We start from the raw sequence: 16,946 nt of genomic DNA, 5'->3' as shown, positions 1-16,946 counted from the left end.
TTACCCCAGTTTTAAGTTGTCGATGCCGACGTATTTGTCGTAAAGCCAGTACAGAACCAACACCAAAATGAGCAGGATCGCGCCTAAAGCCGATGCCAAGCCCCAATTGAGTGAGCTGGAAATATGGTATGCAATACGATTGGAAATAAAGATCCCTTGCGTCCCACCAACAATGGCCGGAGTGATGTAATACCCGATGGACATAATAAACACGAGAATTGAACCAGCCCCGATACCTGGAACAGACTGCGGAAAATACACTCGCCAGAACGCAGTCCAATTGGTAGCGCCTAACGATTTTGCCGCACGCACATAACTTGGCGGAATGGTGCGCATAACGGAATACATTGGCAAAATCATGAACGGCAATAAAATGTGCGTCATCGCGATAATGGTGCCAAATTGATTGTTCATCATCACCAGACGATTGGCGTCATCGACCAGGCCAATCCAAACCAACAGATCGTTGATTACACCCTGCTGCTGCAACAGAACCTTCCAGGCCGAAGTTCGCACCAGCAACGACGTCCAGAAAGGCAACAATACCAGTATTAAAATCAAATTTGCTTTGCGCATGGGGAGATTGGATAACAGGTACGCTACCGGGTACGCCAGTAAAATACAGGAACCCATAATGACCAAGGACATCACCATGGTTCGGACAAACAAAATTTTATAAATCTGCAAGCTTTCCGGTTGGGATTGAATCCCCTCTGCGGTCTTTTGCATATCTAACGCATTGAGAAAATAACCTTCGGTCACCGTCGGCGAAAAGCGTTTCAGAACACCCCAAACATCCATCGACAACCAGTCTTCATCTGTTTTCTCGAACTGCGCCACCATGTCCACCGGCGTAAAGTTTTTCACGGCCGCTGTCGTGCCTGCCCACCAATCAAAGCCAGGGGATTGTTGCCCTGCTTCAATCTGACTCAAATCGAGATATAGCGCATAGTAAAGTAAGTCTTCCGGCTGTTCTTCCGCAACCGATTTTTCGTCATGTGCCAACAATTTCAGCCAGTCTTGCCATACGGATGCAGTCGTCGGCAGTTGCTGAGCAAATTGCTTATCCCGACTCAGACTCACCCAGAATTCTGGGTTTTCCCATTGCGGATTTAACGCAATAAATTGCTCAGTGATTTCATCGGTATCGAAGCGATCAACACGCCGACCCGTTTTACGAAACAAAGAGGACACGCCCGTCTGCTGATAATTCAGCCTCGAACCAAGACGCGTATGAATTTTATATTCTGCCGCAAAGAACAAATCGAAATACAGCGCATCAAATACGTCTCGATCCGGCAATTCAGCCTGGGCTTCATCCCAGCTGCTCAGCGCGGCAACGGTTCTGGGCAGGGTTTCCGAGACAATTCGGTTATCTACCGAGCGATACAGCATGTCTGCAATCGGCGCAATAAAGGTCAACATCACAAACGCTAATAGCGGTGCAATAAGCATCAGGGCTCGGAGTTTTTGGCGTCGCAACGCACGCTGCAGGCTTTGTTCCAGTGGCCGACCATCGGCCGCGAGTGGAATCGCGTTTGCATCAGATTCGTTCATATCTGCGTCACTTCACTTATTTATAAAAAGAAACGGCGCGCCTTTGGCGCGCCACACCATCGCTACGCTCAGTTACGGACTAACCACGCCTGAAATTTCGCGTCGATATCATCACGGTAATCTGCCCAGAACTCATAGTTGTATAAGAATGTGTTTTGCGCATTTTTTGGATCGGTAGGCATATGTGGCGCCATTTCGATACCCAATTCGGCATGCTTGCCAACCAGCGGTGCGGAACTGGCTCGTGCCGGACCGTATGAAATGTATTTTGCCTGATCCGCAAGACGCTGAGTGTCTGTGGCGAAGTACAGATAATCCATCACGGCTTTCTTACGATCTTCAGGCAGACCTGCTGGGATAATCCAACCGTCGAGGTCAAACACCTGCGCATCCCACAACATTGCTACCGGTTGATCTTGCTCTTCGATCAGAGAGAACAATCGGCCGTTGTAAGTTGAGCCCATAACAACTTCGCCATCCGCCAGTAACTGTGGAGTATCGGCACCAGCAGACCACCAGATTACGTCATCCTTAATGGTATCCAGCTTGGCCAACGCACGTTCTTGACCGGCTGGTGTTTCCAGCACGTCGTAAACGTCATCTTTGGCGACGCCATCACACAATAACGCCCACTCCATGTTGTTGATCGGACGTTTTTCCAACGCACGCTTACCTGGGAAGGTTTTGGTATCAAACAGCGCACAGATATCCGTTGGTGGATTATCACCAACCGCATCGGTTCGATAACCGACAGTCGTCGAATAAACAATTTGTGGAATGAAACATTCGGAGACGATCAAATCCCCAAAGTCATCCGATGCATCGGTACCGTCGGGTGCTTTTGCCAAGACTTTGTCGTGATCGACCTCCATGGCCAAACCTTCATCACACAGACGCAAAGCATCCGACGCCACAACGTCGACCAAATCCCAGGTGACATTGCCGGCTTCATTCATGGCGCGCAGTTTTGCGACGGCTTCGGCTGAACTCTCATCGTTGATGATATTCACATCCGGGTTTTTAGCCATGTACGGGTCGTGATACGCCTTTTGTTGCGAGGCGGAATAAGCGCCCCCCCAAGATACAATTGTTAAGTCCTGTGCTAAAACAGCGGTTGCTGCAAATAAACTTACAACACCGCCGACAAGCAGAGATTTTGACAGTTTCATAGTTTCCTCTCTTCTGTTGCCCCATCGTTATTAATGAATAACCGCTCCAATTGGGGTTAATAAAAGCGGACTTCTTATTGAAAATGAGTGAATAAGCGGCTCAGCCGACGTCGAGCGCACGGCAATCTTTGGCAGCCCATCCAATATTGAGTTCTTGCCCGATATGCACCCGCTGGCTTTCTGGAGAGTTTGGGATTTTGGCAATGAACTGATCATCGCCGTGCACCTGCATGCGGCAACGGATATGGTCACCCAGGTATATCAACTCCAACACCTTAGCTTTGGTGACGTTCTCGCTGGCCTGGTCGCCGATACGGACCCGTTCAGGTCGGATGGACAACAAGGTGCGAGCGCCCGCTTCACCACAATTCACGGCCAACGCACTGCTTTGTTCGCCGCTGTCCAACGTCACCAGGCTGCTGCCGCCATCGAGACGATCAACAGTGCCCATGAGCCGATTGTTCTCACCGATAAACTGTGCAACGAAGGAATTTTCCGGTCGTTCGTACAGCTCTTCCGGCGACGCCAACTGCTGAATCCGACCATCGTCAAACACGGCAACGCGGTCTGACATGGTCAACGCTTCCGATTGATCATGGGTGACATACACCACCGTCACCCCCAACCGATCGTGCAAATGTTTGATTTCGTATTGCATGTGTTCACGCAATTGTTTGTCGAGCGCACCCAGCGGTTCATCCATCAACACCAGCTCAGGCTCAAAAACCAGTGCACGCGCCAGAGCGATGCGCTGTTGCTGACCACCCGATAACTGAGCGGGACGACGATTGGCAAATTCGTCCATTTGCACCATATCCAGCGCCCGGGCAACTTTCGATTCCCGATCAGACTTACCCATTCGCCGAACTTCCAGCGGAAATGCCAGATTTTCAGCAACGGTCATATGTGGGAATAACGCGTAATTCTGAAAAACCATACCGATCCCACGTTTGTATGGCGGTATGTTATTGATGGGTTGACCATCGAGCAGGATGTCGCCATGTGTCGCGGTTTCGAAACCGGCTAACATCATCAGACAGGTCGTTTTGCCGGAGCCGGAAGGTCCAAGCATGGTCAGAAATTCGCCTTTCGCGATTTCCAAATTCAAATCTTTCACAACAAGGTTGCGACCGTCGTAACTTTTTTGTACTCGGTCAAATACTACAAACCGATCGTCATTTACGTTTGTCACTCACTCTCTCCCTGCGTTCAGTTGAATTCAGTTTTTAAACGTCATATGCCTTTTTACCCTACCGCCCTTAAAAAATACTTTCAAGTCTAAAGAATACTTATGTTGGGTTTTCTGGGAATGTCGACCAAACATCCACCCAAAAGTGCCTAAATTGCCATTTCCGAAGCGATAAATTCGGCTTAAAATAACAGTTTTGATAAGAAATTAAGACATTCCAGAAAAAATCTAATTAGAGCTCTATGTTTTATGAAGTTCCAGAACGGTGCTCAGAAAATGTCAGTACGCTGGGCAAACCTGAGCAACGGTGCCCCCCTCTCTGACGTGAACAGCCATTGAGACTGAACCAGGACATCTTTAGACTGAGGAGCTGCTGCCTCACATTAGGAAATCATGAGTTGTCTTCCGCGCCCGCAAACAATCCATCTCAACAATTGGCGATCTTATTTGCCATCGTGGCTGCCGTATCGATGGCGACCATTGGTGTCTTCTCGCGCATAACCGAACTGCCCGCCGTCGTGGTGACCTTTTACCGTTTGTTCTTAGGCGCTGGATTTATGGCACTATGGATCGCCTATCGAGGTGGATCATTTCGAAGTATCGCAGCTGACCGCAAAGGCATTGCATTGACCGGTGCGTATTTGGCGGGATTTATCATTTGTTATATCGAAGCGATGAACCGAACCCTGATGGCGAACGCCATTCTCATTGTCTATCTCGCGCCAATCGCTGCCACTTTGTTCAACCGTGTATTTTTTGGCGAAACCGTGTCCCGGCTGCAAATGGTCGCGATGATACTGGCGTTATGCGGATTCGTTTTAATGCAGGACTTCCGCTCCGCCAATCTCCAACGGGAATTAAACAGCGGGCTGTTATACGCTGCCCTCGCAATGCTGTTCTATGCCGCGTTCATCATACAAAACCGCTATATTTCCGGTGGGACCCCTTCCTCTAGCCGGACCTTTTGGCAGCTGCTGGTGGGTGCGCTTTGCGTCTCACCATTTTTGTATCTGACGCCCGGCAACGCCAGCGTGCCGATCGAACAACTGGGTTGGGTACTGCTGATTGGTTTTCTCCCCGGGTTCATTGCCATTTACGCAGCGATCGCTGCACTGGAAAAACTGCCCACGCCGGTCTATGGAACCATCACCTATCTCGAACCGGTGTCGGTCATTCTTTTCGGATGGATTCTGTTTTCGGAAGCCCTGTCCTGGATGCAATTAGGTGGTGTGGCGCTGATACTTATCAGCGGTATTGGTCAAATCGTCATCAGCAAACCGCGTTGATCTGAAAAAGATTGTGTTAAATCACGTTAATTTAAACAAAACACAAGGTACGCCAGAGCAAAATAAACTAAGCTCAGGGGACGGTATACAATCGGCGGCTTTCGGTGTATTTGTTACAGATACCTGCTCCTGACTGATCGTCTGTGACAGAACCTGGTAACGAATGTTTAGTCGACCATACCAATCAACTAGCACAACGTTTCGCAAACCACCGTACCGTTGTCGACAATAAAAAAGTCTATCTGTAAAAAAAGGACGACACCATGAAAGATCAGAACCCCCGCTACGTCAGTCGTTTAACAAAAGACACCCTTGCCTTGGTTTTGGCAGGCGGTCGTGGCTCACGACTGAAAGAACTCACCGATTGGCGAGCCAAGCCTGCGCTCTATTTCGGTGGTAAATACAGGATTATTGATTTCCCGCTGTCCAACTGCATCAATTCCGGGATTCGCCGAGTCGGCGTTCTTACTCAGTACAAAGCTCACTCGCTGGTACGGCATCTGGTTTCAGGCTGGAGTCACTTCAAAAAAGAATTGGGCGAATACGTTGAAATCCTACCGGCCTCACAGCGTTATTCCGAAGATTGGTATTTAGGCACGGCCGATGCCATCTATCAAAATCTCGACATTATCCGCGCCGAACAACCCAAGTATGTTTTGATCCTTTCCGGCGATCACATTTACAAAATGGATTACGGTGCAATGCTCGTTGCCCATGTAGAAAGCGGCGCGCAAATGACGGTTTCTTGTCTCGAAGTCCCTATTGAAGAAGCCGCTGGTGCATTCGGGGTTATGAAGGTAGATGAAAACAATCGTATTATCGGTTTTGAAGAAAAACCCGAACATCCCTCACCCATTCCAGGGCAGGAAGATTTAACCCTGGCCTCCATGGGTAACTATATTTTCAACACAGAATTTCTGTTTGAACAATTGCAGAAAAATGCGCAGACCGAAGGTACTTCGCATGATTTCGGCAACGATATCATTCCAAAAATTGTGGACGATCATCATGTGCACGCTTACCCATTCCGCGACCTGAATACCGGTGAACGGGCTTATTGGCGAGATGTGGGTACGCTGGATTCATTTTGGGAAGCGAACATGGAATTGGTGTCGACGACGCCAGCCCTGGACATATACGACCCAGAATGGCCGGTATGGACATATCAGGCACAATTACCACCGGCAAAATTTGTCTTCAATGAAGATGACAGACGCGGCATGGCGGTTGATTCCATGGTGTCTGGCGGCTGTATTATTTCCGGCGCACACATCAATCGCTCGCTGCTGTTTTCGGAAGTCTTCTTACATTCCTACACCCATATTGACAGCACTGTCATTCTGCCAAAGGTCACCGTTGGTCGACACTGTAAAATCAAAAATGCCATTATTGACCGAGGCTGTCACGTGCCGGACAACACGACTATCGGCTACGATTTAGAACAGGACAAAGCCAATGGATTCAGAGTGTCAGAAAAGGGGATTGTTTTGGTGACCCGTGGCATGCTGGGTCAACCAGAAGGATATGCCTGATACTAAAAATACGGCCTTCGAAGTCGAAGGCTGTATTTGCTCATCAGGAATGACAATGCGCGGCCTCACCCGACCAAAGAGGCTTGCCTGTTCAGTTCAGAATCAAGTCGTCCACCGACACACAACTCTTTTCCCGCCCTGACGATACCGCCAGCGTTTACATTACGGAATACCCGAATGCACAACCCGGTGGTGATGTAGTCGCCAGCCATCACATCGCTGCCCGACGCTAAAGTGGCACCCGCTTCGATGGCGCCGCCGGTTTCAATTAATCCGCGAGACATGATGTCCGAACCCGCTTTGAGTAAGCCTCCGGCATAAATCCCCCAGTCCCCCTGAATATCAAGCACTGCGCGTATATCGCCACCAGCCCTCAAACGCACACCGGTTTTAATAAACAGTCCAGCGCTGATGTCGCCTTCAACGACGATATTTTCTTCGGCGTGAATAAAGTTTCCGGCACACAGGTTTTCTTTCACTCGCAAGGTACAATGCCGCCCAACGACAACAGACCCTGTCACGTTTATGGATGCGAAATACACATCCCCTAACCCATCACTGAGCTTTAAGTTCCCGTTAAAGGACGACAAATCAATGTCGCCAACATACCGACCGTTGGCAGTCAGATGTGAGCGGGTTATCAGCAAATCCTTCATAGCATCCTCGGTTGTAACATTGTGCAATGTATCGGTTTTTAGACGTTTTATTGGCTGGTCTGAACGACAAGTTGCCTACGCAATACCATCAGACCATGCGTTCCAGTAACTGCAGATAAACAACCCTGAAGGTAATCAGGTTAGACGACTCAATGTCTGGAGACAAAAATCCCAGTTGACGTACATCAACTAACTGCCAAGCTTAGCAGGCTCAGGTTTTAGCATTCGAACCTGATTGTAAAAATTTAGACATGGCTCTAAAAAAGTCAGCACACAAAACGCTATGGCTACTCCCCTGCGGCTTGTTTCAATAACATTTGAGACATCTCACGTCCCTCAGCAAACCTAAGCATAGTTACAACTCGTTACAAAACAGTGTCCACATTGTATTTGTGTTGCAACGTGACCCAACAAACGGCAACTGACTCGAACACCGATAAACATAAGGCTGAATGACCGAAACTGAACTACGCTTTGGTTATCTGAATATGGTGCTATATGAGTCTGATATGGACATGGAATTACGCGCTGGCGACTTAGCGACTCGACCCGATCTAAGCCAGCACAGTTTCAAAAGCCTCCTCGATTTTCTGGTCGCCGACCACCACGTCAAAGGCAGAACGTCAACAGACCTTTGCCAGTTGGACCCAAGAGACGGTTCCATGATTATTTATGCAGAACACCGTTCACTACGGCGCGACGAACATGCCGATACAACCACGAAACCCACACCGGCCACTTGCCCTATCTGTGCCAATCAACTAACCAATGTGGTGGATTTTGCAGCGCAAAGTCATGGGTTTACGTTCATCAGTCAAAATATGTACCCAGTCCTTTATCCAAAAAACCTGGCACCGGAGACCACGACAAAAAGCGCACTGATGCCAGACCCCGGCCACCAGGGAAGGATTGCTTTTGGATTCCATTTACTGCAATGGACATCGTCACTACACGATCGGGATTGGCACAACATCCCGTTGGCGGATTCGATGATCACCTTGCAACGCCTCGCCATTCTTGAAGAAAAAGTATTACGACATTCCGGCGGCTATATGCCATTAAGTTGTGAAAAAAATGGCATACACGGTTATGTCTCGATCATTAAAAATTACGGTCCTGCAGCCGGAGCCAGCCTCACACACGGGCATCAACAAATTGCATTTTCCAACATCATGCCGCAACGCACTTTTAACAATTGTCGTTTCTTTGAGCGCCACAAAATCACTTTTAACGAATATCTTTGGCGGGAAAATCCGGAACACCTCACGATCGCTCAGGAAGGTAATGTCAAAATTATCGTGCCTTACTTTATGCGCAGGCCGTTTAACATCATTGTGTTGCCTGATACCAACGCCCAACACCTCCATCAACTCACAAATAAAGAAGTACATGACGTTGCCGTGGCGATGCAGAAGGTGATTAAAACGCTGCATTTACTGATGCCGGAGTTGGGCAAAGAGGTATCGTATAACATGGCTATTCATACCGGTCCCGACAACCGCTTGTATGTTGAATTTTTTCCGGTTATCCAGGCTATCGGAGGGTTTGAAAGAATTGGGTTGTGGATATGTCAACTCTCGGCAGACCACGCTGCTGCGCAGTTCCGAGAGTTGTATCAAGAGGTAACTTTGGACGGGATCGATTAAAACGCCAGAGCCAGTTCCGTACCTTGCTTAATGGCGCGTTTGGCGTCCAACTCAGCAGCGACATCTGCACCACCAATTAACTGCACGTTAATATTGGCAGCTTGCAAAGCATCAAACAGTTCCCGTTGTGGCTCCTGTCCCGCGCAGACAATAACGTTGTCCACGTCCAGCACCTGAGCTTCACCTCCAACGGTGATGTGCAAACCAGCATCGGAAATCTGGTCGTAGCTGACACCACTGACCATACGGACGCCTTTATGTTTCAAGGCAGTACGGTGAATCCAACCGGTGGTTTTACCCAATCCGGCACCAACCTTTGACGTTTTACGCTGTAGCAACACCACGTCGCGCAGTGCAGCGACAGGTGCAGGCTTTGCCAAACCACCCGGTGAAGAAACGCTGATATCCACACCCCATTCCGCGAGAAATTCTTCCGCGCTTTGAGCTTGATCGGGTTTGTCGTGAACCAGATATTCGGCGGTGTCGAAACCAATGCCTCCGGCGCCAATGATTGCGACTTTTTTACCAACGGATTTTTTATCGCGTAGCACATCCAGATAGTTCAATACTTTCGGGTGATCAACACCGGGAATGTCCAGATCACGAGGGACAATACCGGTTGCCAATATGACATGTTCAAAACCTTGTTCGCGCAACTGATCAGCGCTCACCCGCTGGTTTAAACAAACTTCGATGTTGAACTTCTTCAATTGTGATTCGAAATACCGCAGCGTTTCATAAAACTCTTCTTTGCCGGGGATCTGTTTGGCAATGTTGAACTGACCGCCAATCTTATCCGCCGCATCAAACAAGACAACCTGATGGCCTCTTTCCGCTGCGGTTGTGGCGAAAGCCAAGCCCGCCGGACCGGCGCCGACAACAGCCACTCGCTTCGGCTCAGCCGTCGCCGTTTTAATTAATCGGGTTTCGTTACAGGCGTAAGGGTTCACCAAACAGGATACTTCACCACCGGAAAATACGTGATCCAGACAAGCCTGATTACAGGCAATACAGGTGTTGATTTCGTCGGCCTTGTCGGCCATCGCTTTTTTGACAAAATCTGCATCTGCCAACATCGGACGGGCCATGGACACCATATCGGCAGTGCCTGAAGCAATGATATCTTCGCCCACTTCCGGTGAATTAATCCGGTTCGTGGTAATCAGCGGTACCGACAATTCCTGTTTCATTCGCTGTGTTATCTTCACGAAGGTCGCGCGCGGCACGCAGGTCGCAATAGTCGGCACCCGGGCTTCATGCCAACCAATACCGGTATTGATCAATGTCGCACCCGCCTGTTCGATCGCTTTACCCAATTGCACGACTTCCTGCCAGGTGCTGCCCTCTTCAACCAGGTCAAGCATCGACAGTCGATAAATTATGATGAACTGATCACCGACGGCTTCGCGGACACGACGTACAACTTCAATTGGCAAGCGAATCCGGTTTTCATAACTGCCGCCCCATTCATCCGTGCGATGATTCGTACGCTTACAAATGAATTGATTCAGGAAGTAACCTTCTGACCCCATGATCTCAACACCGTCATAACCCGCTTTCTGAGCCAGGCTGGCACAGGTGACGAAGTCGTTTATTTGCTTTTCGATGCCTTCAGCGTCGAGTTCTTTGGGTTTGAATGGGTTAATTGGTGCCTGAATGGCCGACGGGGCAACTAACGTTGGGTTATAGGCATAACGCCCCGTGTGCAATATCTGCATACAGATCTTTGCACCGTCTACTTCATGTACGGCATCCGTAACGATCTTGTGCTGCGCAACCTGCTCCTCGTTGACCAGAATGGCACCACCCTGCACACCAACACCTTCCGTGTTAGGACCAATACCCCCGGTGACGATCAAACCAACGCCACCTTCGGCGCGTGCTTTAAAATAGGCCGCCTGACGTTCGAACCCCTGAGGGCGCTCTTCCAAGCCGGTGTGCATTGACCCCATCAATACGCGGTTGCGCAATTGGGTAAAACCAAGGTCTAGTGGCGATAACAGGTGAGGATACGGTTGCGAAGACATAAAGGTTTCCAATTCGTTGTTTATGTTATTTGTTGCTAACAGTAGACGTATGGCTACAATGCAACAATACCTTTAAATAACAATTAACTACCCGAAAATGACAATCACACTTGGCGATATCTCCGTCCGTTACGTCAACCTGATGCTCGATACAGCCGAAAACCAGGGTTTGGACACTTCTGAGACTGAACATCAGTTCGGATTGACCAACCAACTGCTTCGCCAACCGAATGCCCGAATCAGTATTCCCAAATTCATGCGGTTGGGCCACACCTTGATTCATTTGGGGCAATGCCCAACTCTTGGGCTGCAGATGGCGGAACAGGCTCGTCTTTCACTGATGGGCATGACGGGCTTCAGTGCTGCCAGTGCCAATTCCGTGTTGCAGGGCCTGTCTGATATCGTGACATACGAGTCACTCAGCAGTAAGAATGTGCGCGGCCAATCCTCCTTTTACCAAGAAAAAAACGTCAGTGTGGCTGAGTTTTACTCAATTAGCCCTTACAACGATTTCAACTACTTTATTGTCGACATGGCGCTGGCGATTGAACACAAATTGGTGCAGCAACTCAGTGCACAACCACTGCGGCCGATGGCGGTGCAAATCGAGTTTCCGCCTCCGGCCTATGCCAATCACTATGAGTCGTTTTTTCAATGTCCTGTTAAATTCAATCAGCCGCGAAACGCACTTGTTTATAAAACACAGGATTTGCTGGGCAGACCGATTCTGCACAACCCGGTTGCTTATCTGGAAGTCCGAGAGGTGTGTGACGCGCAACTGGCAACCGCACGCCAACAGCTGAGCTTGCAAGAGCGCGTGATGCACGAAATAACACCATTGCTGCAAAGTGATAACCTGAGTCTTGAGGAAGTGGCGAATCGCCTGGACCTACCGGTATGGACTCTGCGCCGCAAGCTCAAGCAGGAAAACACCGGATTCACTGCCCTACTCGACCAGACACGACAGGCTCTGGCCAGTATTTATTTGAAAGACCGCCAATACACGCTGGGCGAAGTCGCTTATTTACTGGGTTTTAGCAACCCAAATGCGTTCCAACGGGCTTTTAAACGCTGGTACGGTGTGACACCGGGTCAATTTCGCGAGCACGCCCACGGAACCAGTGACTAAACTGAAGAGCTGCGTATAAAAGTTGAGCTTAGGGTTTGAATCGCTACAATAGCGCACCCTGAAAATAACCGAGGTCCCTATGAGCCAGGATAACATCATCAACATCTTTGACGTATCGGACGGCCATACGCTCGATGCCCCTGGAAACGTAGGCTTCATCAGCCTCGGTTGCCCGAAAAACACCGTCGACTCCGAACGTATCATTACGCAGCTGCGGTCAGAGGGTTACAACATCGTCCCCAGTTATGAGAACGCCGATGTCGTTATCGTCAATACCTGCGGCTTCATTGACTCTGCGGTGCAGGAATCTCTCGACACCATTGGTGAAGCATTGGCTGAAAATGGCAAAGTTTTGGTCACCGGTTGTCTGGGTGCCAAAGAAAACGACATCCGAGAAGTGCACCCCAACGTTTTGTCGGTGACCGGGCCGCATGCCTATGAGGCTGTCGTCAAACAGGTTCACGACGTTGTACCACCCCGACACGACCCGTATACCTCGTTGGTGCCCAATACCGGTATTAAGCTGACGCCAAAACATTATGCGTACTTAAAAATATCCGAAGGCTGCAATCACCGCTGCACTTTCTGCATTATTCCTTCATTTCGTGGTGATCTGGTCAGTCGCCCTATCAGCCAAGTACTGACTGAAGCTGAGAACCTGGTGAAGAATGGCACCAAAGAATTGCTGATTATTTCACAGGACACCAGTGCGTACGGTGTCGATACCAAATATCGTGAAGACATGTGGAAAGGTCGGACCATTAAAACCCGCATGAAAGAAATGTGTGAAGAGTTAGGCCAAATGGACGCCTGGGTACGAATGCATTACGTCTACCCCTACCCGCATGTGGACGAGATTATTCCGCTGATGGCAGAAAACAAAATATTGCCTTATCTGGATATTCCGTTCCAACACGCCAGCCCTTCGGTTTTGAAAGCGATGAAACGTCCAGCCCATGCCGAGAAAGTACTGCACCGCATTCATAAATGGCGTGAAATCTGTCCGGATATTACGCTGAGATCGACCTTTATCGTGGGCTTTCCAGGGGAAACGGAAGATGATTTCCAGATGCTTCTGGATTTCATGGAAGAAGCTCAATTGGATCGAGTGGGCGCATTCAAATACTCCAATGTTGACGGTGCAAAATCCGCTGAACTACCAAACCATGTAGACGAAGCGGTGAAGCAAGAGCGCTATGATCGATTCATGGAAGTCCAGCAACGAATCAGCGCGGCCCGGTTACAGGCAAAAGTAGGCACTCAGATTGAAGTGATTGTCGATGAAGTGGTCGAAGAAGGCGCTGTGGCGCGTTCGAAAGCCGACGCTCCAGACATCGACGGCCAGGTCTTTCTCGACAATCAGACACACCTGAAACCCGGTGATATTCTAACCGTAGAAGTAGAAGACGCTGACGAATACGATTTGTGGGCACACCCGGTCAACCCCGGATAACTGTAACCTGGCGGACAGGGGCTTGCCCCCTGTCCAATGCTATCAACAAGACATTGTCGGTGTCCGTCGCCAAACCATAGCCTCATGAATTACGCGCAAATGCTTCAGTAACCAATCGTAAATCGACTGACGCCGGTGTGGACAACGCGCGGTCTGTCTATCTGAGTAGCCTGATAACCCGATATCTCTGCGCAAGTGTAATGTCATTACCGATCCTCCTATTGTGTGTAATTATTTCGAACGGATGGGTCGTCGGATTTATACTCCACCAGCTCCCACTCGATTCCTGACTCATCGACAAAGTACTCCGAATGTCGACCCTCATTTTCAACACCCATGTCATTTTTGCGGTATCCCAAGGCCAGCAGGCGCTCAGTAATGACAGCCAGGTCTTCAACAACAAAGCCGACGTGATTTATACCCAGATCGTAATAATCCCGTCGGGTTGACACGGAAGGTTCTTGGTCCTGCTGCAGGGCGATGTATTGGGTTTGCGTCCCTACATGCTGCCAAATGCCCCCGTTTTGACGAGGTCCCTTGCCTCTGATCTTTATATCTGGGTAAACCGCGCGCAAAAATCGGGTTGTTGCGTCAATGTTCCGAACCGTCATGTTGGTATGTTCAATATTCATCTGCATCCTCCTTTTCTTCGAAATGCATACAAAGCATACGCCAAACCCCGATTAAATAAACATAATGACTTATTTATTAATTCTATTCGATCTGTAGTGAAAAACTATCAAGGAAAGAGGCTTGATGAAGTAAACCTAACGCACACTGGAAACAGAGACTTGATCACATTTTTACAAAGAACCGCGGAAGCAGATCTCACTTTCGATCAAACAGCTGTTAAGCCCTATTGCTTGCCGCTTAAACAGGCAGATACTAGTGACCTGAGTCGGAAGTTCGAATAGATGCAGAGCTAATGGGAAGCGCAGGTACAAGGCGCTCTTTGTAGAGAATATCGAGATCTTTTCAAAAAGAGCAACGCCGTTATAGTGTTTCCCATGAGCACCCTTCGGGCACGACATTCAAGCTCTCTAGCATCTTTCTGTCTCTTGCCAATGGAACAACCATTGACTGCGAGACACACCTAGCTATAGAACATGAATGGCGCGCTGAATACATGCGAACTTCTAACTCAAGACACTAGAGCCATTCAACACGTAAGGGTATGACCATGCAATTAACCGTCGATGAACAATGGATACTGGCCTATATGAACACCCGTATTCATAACTGGGGTGACGTTCGAGACGATGCTGTTCGCGCCATGAAACGAATAAAAGATCATCGCGATTTTGTCGATTGGACGGATTATTTTTTACCAAAAAGTAGAAAAGAAGAAATCAAACGGGCTTTGACAGAGTTCAAAAAAGACAAAGCCCAACAAAAAGCCAAAACAGATCCAAAGGTTGCTCCGCGACAAATTCCGATTCAACTGGATGAGCGGGTCGCACAAATACTCATCAAAAAGGCCGAAGCCGAAAAATGCAGTATTTCGGAGTATCTCATTAAGCGTTTAGCCAGCTAAACAACAGGGTTATCTGAACGGTAACCCGCCTATCGATCTGTCGGTTTTGGCGGCACTGCACCGCAAAGGGTCATCGATAGTTTCTGTACTTTCACACCAAAGATTAAAATAACGGCAAACGCAATGGGCCATGCCACCATCCAAGCGTGAAGCCATCGGCTTAAAAACTGGCTATCGATCCCCGTATTCGCAGCGGTAATCACCGCGGTCATGATGGTCACCATCAGAACAGACATCAATATTGATTGAATTAAGCGCACATGTTTTGGTTTGAGCATAACCCAGCACCCTTTAAATTAGATTTAACTAATATAATGAATTTACCGGGATTCGCAAGCTTGATTTTGGGTGTATTGAAAAGCGACTCACACTAGTGCCATGAGTCGGAAGTTCGTAGCGTTTCAGAGCTCATGGTAAGCGATAGTACAAGGCGCTCTTTGTAGAGAATATCGAGATCTTTTCAAGAAGAGCAACGCCGTAATCGTGTTTTCCATGAGCTCCCTTCGGGCGCGACATTCAAGCGAACCTCTGACTCAGGACACTGAAGTCGCCTTACTCGTAACGTAATGCATCAATCGGGTCGAGCCGCGCCGCTTTTGCCGCTGGCAGAATCCCAAAGACGATGCCCACGCCGGACGAAAAACCAAGTGCCAACATAATGGCCCAAAAGGGTACTTCCGAAGGTGGAAAATTAGGTATCAAGTTGGCAACGCCTGCGCCAAGTCCGTAACCGAGCGCTAACCCGACAACACCACCAATCAGACTGATAATGACTGCCTCCAGTAGAAATTGCAGCAATATGTCCGCTCTCGTCGCACCCAATGCCTTACAAATGCCCACTTCCCTTGTACGTTCAGTGACGGAGACCAGCATAATATTCATGATTCCGATACCGCCGACCAACAGACTGATCCCCACAATGCCACCAAAGACCCAGGTTATGATCTGCGTAATCTGACCGATCGATTGCAAGACCTGATCGGAACTTTGAATGTTGAAGTCGTTTTCGTCGTCCGCGCGCAAGCCGTGATTTCGTCGCAATGTTGAACGTACCCGTTCGGTAATGGCGTCAATGCGGTCAACATCAGCTACCCGGGCCACAAAAATGACAAATGGCTGAGCCTGATAGCCCATAATGCCTACAGCAGTTGGATAGGGAATATAAACGTAATTATCCAGATCTTGCCCCATCATCTGGCCTTTGCTCTCAAGCACGCCGATCACTTTCAACCAATGTGGACCGTATTGAATAAATTCGCCTATGGGGTTTTCCGGCATGCCCAATTCGTCACGAACTTTTGGGCCGATGACCGCCACTTTTTTGCGACTGTTGGCGTCGGCTGTATTAATAAAACGGCCAATTTCAGGATAAGAGTTATCCATTTCAGAGAAATCCGGCATGACTCCGACAACGTCCGCCGAGTGCTGAGTCCCTTCGTAATGAACGCCATTGTATTCAAATACAAAGGTTTGCGGCGAGATGGCTGCGATACCATCGATGCCCCTCAATTTAATCAGATCGTCGTCGGTTAAATCCCCGATCAGTCGACCGTAATTGTCACGTCGCTGTTGAATGAACAGCGAATTGGAACCATAGCCTTCAAACTGACTGGTAATGGAGTCCTCAAGACCCTGAACCAACGACACAACGGCAATAATACTGGCGACGCCAATGATAATGCCCAGCGAAGTTAAAAAACTGCGCATTTTGCTGGCGGATATGGCGCGCATTGCGGAGCGAAAGGCTTCCAGAAAAATAAACATAGCG

The 16,946-nt window shown here is 48.9% G+C and carries 14 protein-coding genes; 6 read left to right on the top strand and 8 right to left on the bottom strand.

Going from position 1 to position 16,946, the window contains the following annotated elements:
- The 3 genes from IYN85_RS04385 to IYN85_RS04375 form a co-directional block, all read right to left on the bottom strand.
- Positions 1-1,557: an ABC transporter permease gene (locus IYN85_RS04385; RefSeq protein ID WP_196157611.1), complete on the bottom strand. Its 1,557-nt coding sequence runs from the start codon at positions 1,555-1,557 to the stop codon at positions 1-3.
- Positions 1,558-1,625: 68 nt separating this feature from the next.
- The gene (locus IYN85_RS04380) at positions 1,626-2,726 is read right to left on the bottom strand and encodes an extracellular solute-binding protein (protein ID WP_196157610.1); all 1,101 of its coding nucleotides are present in this window, start codon (positions 2,724-2,726) and stop codon (positions 1,626-1,628) included.
- A gap of 100 nt (positions 2,727-2,826) precedes the next feature.
- Complete coding sequence (locus IYN85_RS04375) at positions 2,827-3,918, bottom strand: ABC transporter ATP-binding protein (RefSeq protein ID WP_196157609.1); 1,092 nt, start codon at positions 3,916-3,918, stop codon at positions 2,827-2,829.
- A gap of 395 nt (positions 3,919-4,313) precedes the next feature.
- Here IYN85_RS04375 and IYN85_RS04370 point away from each other — a divergent pair, with 395 nt between their 5' ends.
- Complete coding sequence (locus tag IYN85_RS04370; RefSeq protein ID WP_196157608.1) at positions 4,314-5,201, top strand: DMT family transporter; 888 nt, start codon at positions 4,314-4,316, stop codon at positions 5,199-5,201.
- A gap of 263 nt (positions 5,202-5,464) precedes the next feature.
- Positions 5,465-6,733, top strand: a complete 1,269-nt coding sequence (gene glgC, locus IYN85_RS04365; protein WP_196157607.1) for a glucose-1-phosphate adenylyltransferase — start codon at positions 5,465-5,467, stop codon at positions 6,731-6,733.
- A 65-nt stretch (positions 6,734-6,798) separates the two neighbouring features.
- Here the strand turns inward: glgC and IYN85_RS04360 are convergent, their stop codons facing one another.
- Positions 6,799-7,389, bottom strand: coding sequence for a hypothetical protein (locus tag IYN85_RS04360; protein WP_196157606.1), 591 nt, complete (start codon positions 7,387-7,389; stop codon positions 6,799-6,801).
- Positions 7,390-7,841: 452 nt separating this feature from the next.
- Between IYN85_RS04360 and IYN85_RS04355 the strand changes: the two genes are divergently transcribed.
- Positions 7,842-9,035, top strand: a complete 1,194-nt coding sequence (locus tag IYN85_RS04355; protein ID WP_196157605.1) for a hypothetical protein — start codon at positions 7,842-7,844, stop codon at positions 9,033-9,035.
- On the opposite strand, the gene IYN85_RS04350 is transcribed toward IYN85_RS04355, so the two are convergent.
- Positions 9,032-11,062, bottom strand: coding sequence for an NADPH-dependent 2,4-dienoyl-CoA reductase (locus tag IYN85_RS04350; RefSeq protein WP_196157604.1), 2,031 nt, complete (start codon positions 11,060-11,062; stop codon positions 9,032-9,034). The genes IYN85_RS04355 and IYN85_RS04350 overlap by 4 nt on opposite strands.
- Positions 11,063-11,159: 97 nt before the next feature.
- Between IYN85_RS04350 and IYN85_RS04345 the strand changes: the two genes are divergently transcribed.
- Together IYN85_RS04345 and rimO are read left to right on the top strand one after the other, a co-directional pair.
- The gene (locus tag IYN85_RS04345; protein WP_196157603.1) at positions 11,160-12,191 is read left to right on the top strand and encodes an AraC family transcriptional regulator; all 1,032 of its coding nucleotides are present in this window, start codon (positions 11,160-11,162) and stop codon (positions 12,189-12,191) included.
- 79 nt (positions 12,192-12,270) lie between these two features.
- Positions 12,271-13,644 carry a 30S ribosomal protein S12 methylthiotransferase RimO gene (rimO, locus tag IYN85_RS04340; RefSeq protein WP_196157602.1) on the top strand — a complete coding sequence of 458 codons (1,374 nt, stop codon included), beginning with the start codon at positions 12,271-12,273 and terminating at the stop codon, positions 13,642-13,644.
- Positions 13,645-13,862: 218 nt separating this feature from the next.
- Here the strand turns inward: rimO and IYN85_RS04335 are convergent, their stop codons facing one another.
- Positions 13,863-14,276, bottom strand: coding sequence for a VOC family protein (locus tag IYN85_RS04335; protein ID WP_196157601.1), 414 nt, complete (start codon positions 14,274-14,276; stop codon positions 13,863-13,865).
- A 548-nt stretch (positions 14,277-14,824) separates the two neighbouring features.
- On the opposite strand from IYN85_RS04335, the gene IYN85_RS04330 reads away from it, so the two are divergent.
- A complete protein-coding gene (locus IYN85_RS04330) occupies positions 14,825-15,178 on the top strand; it encodes a hypothetical protein (RefSeq protein WP_196157600.1) in 354 nt (117 codons plus the stop codon).
- A 29-nt stretch (positions 15,179-15,207) separates the two neighbouring features.
- Here IYN85_RS04330 and IYN85_RS04325 read toward each other — a convergent pair whose 3' ends face one another.
- Both IYN85_RS04325 and IYN85_RS04320 read right to left on the bottom strand, forming a co-directional pair.
- Positions 15,208-15,456: a DUF2798 domain-containing protein gene (locus IYN85_RS04325; RefSeq protein WP_196157599.1), complete on the bottom strand. Its 249-nt coding sequence runs from the start codon at positions 15,454-15,456 to the stop codon at positions 15,208-15,210.
- A gap of 274 nt (positions 15,457-15,730) precedes the next feature.
- Positions 15,731-16,942 (bottom strand): ABC transporter permease, encoded by a 1,212-nt coding sequence (locus IYN85_RS04320; RefSeq protein WP_196157598.1) that lies wholly within the window; start codon positions 16,940-16,942, stop codon positions 15,731-15,733.
- Positions 16,943-16,946 lie beyond the last annotated feature (4 nt).

This window comes from Reinekea sp. G2M2-21, from assembly GCF_015687175.1.
In the GTDB taxonomy this organism is placed as follows: domain Bacteria; phylum Pseudomonadota; class Gammaproteobacteria; order Pseudomonadales; family Natronospirillaceae; genus Reinekea.
The sequence above is the reverse complement of the archived record's forward strand: the minus strand, read 5'-3'. Positions and strand labels throughout refer to the sequence as shown.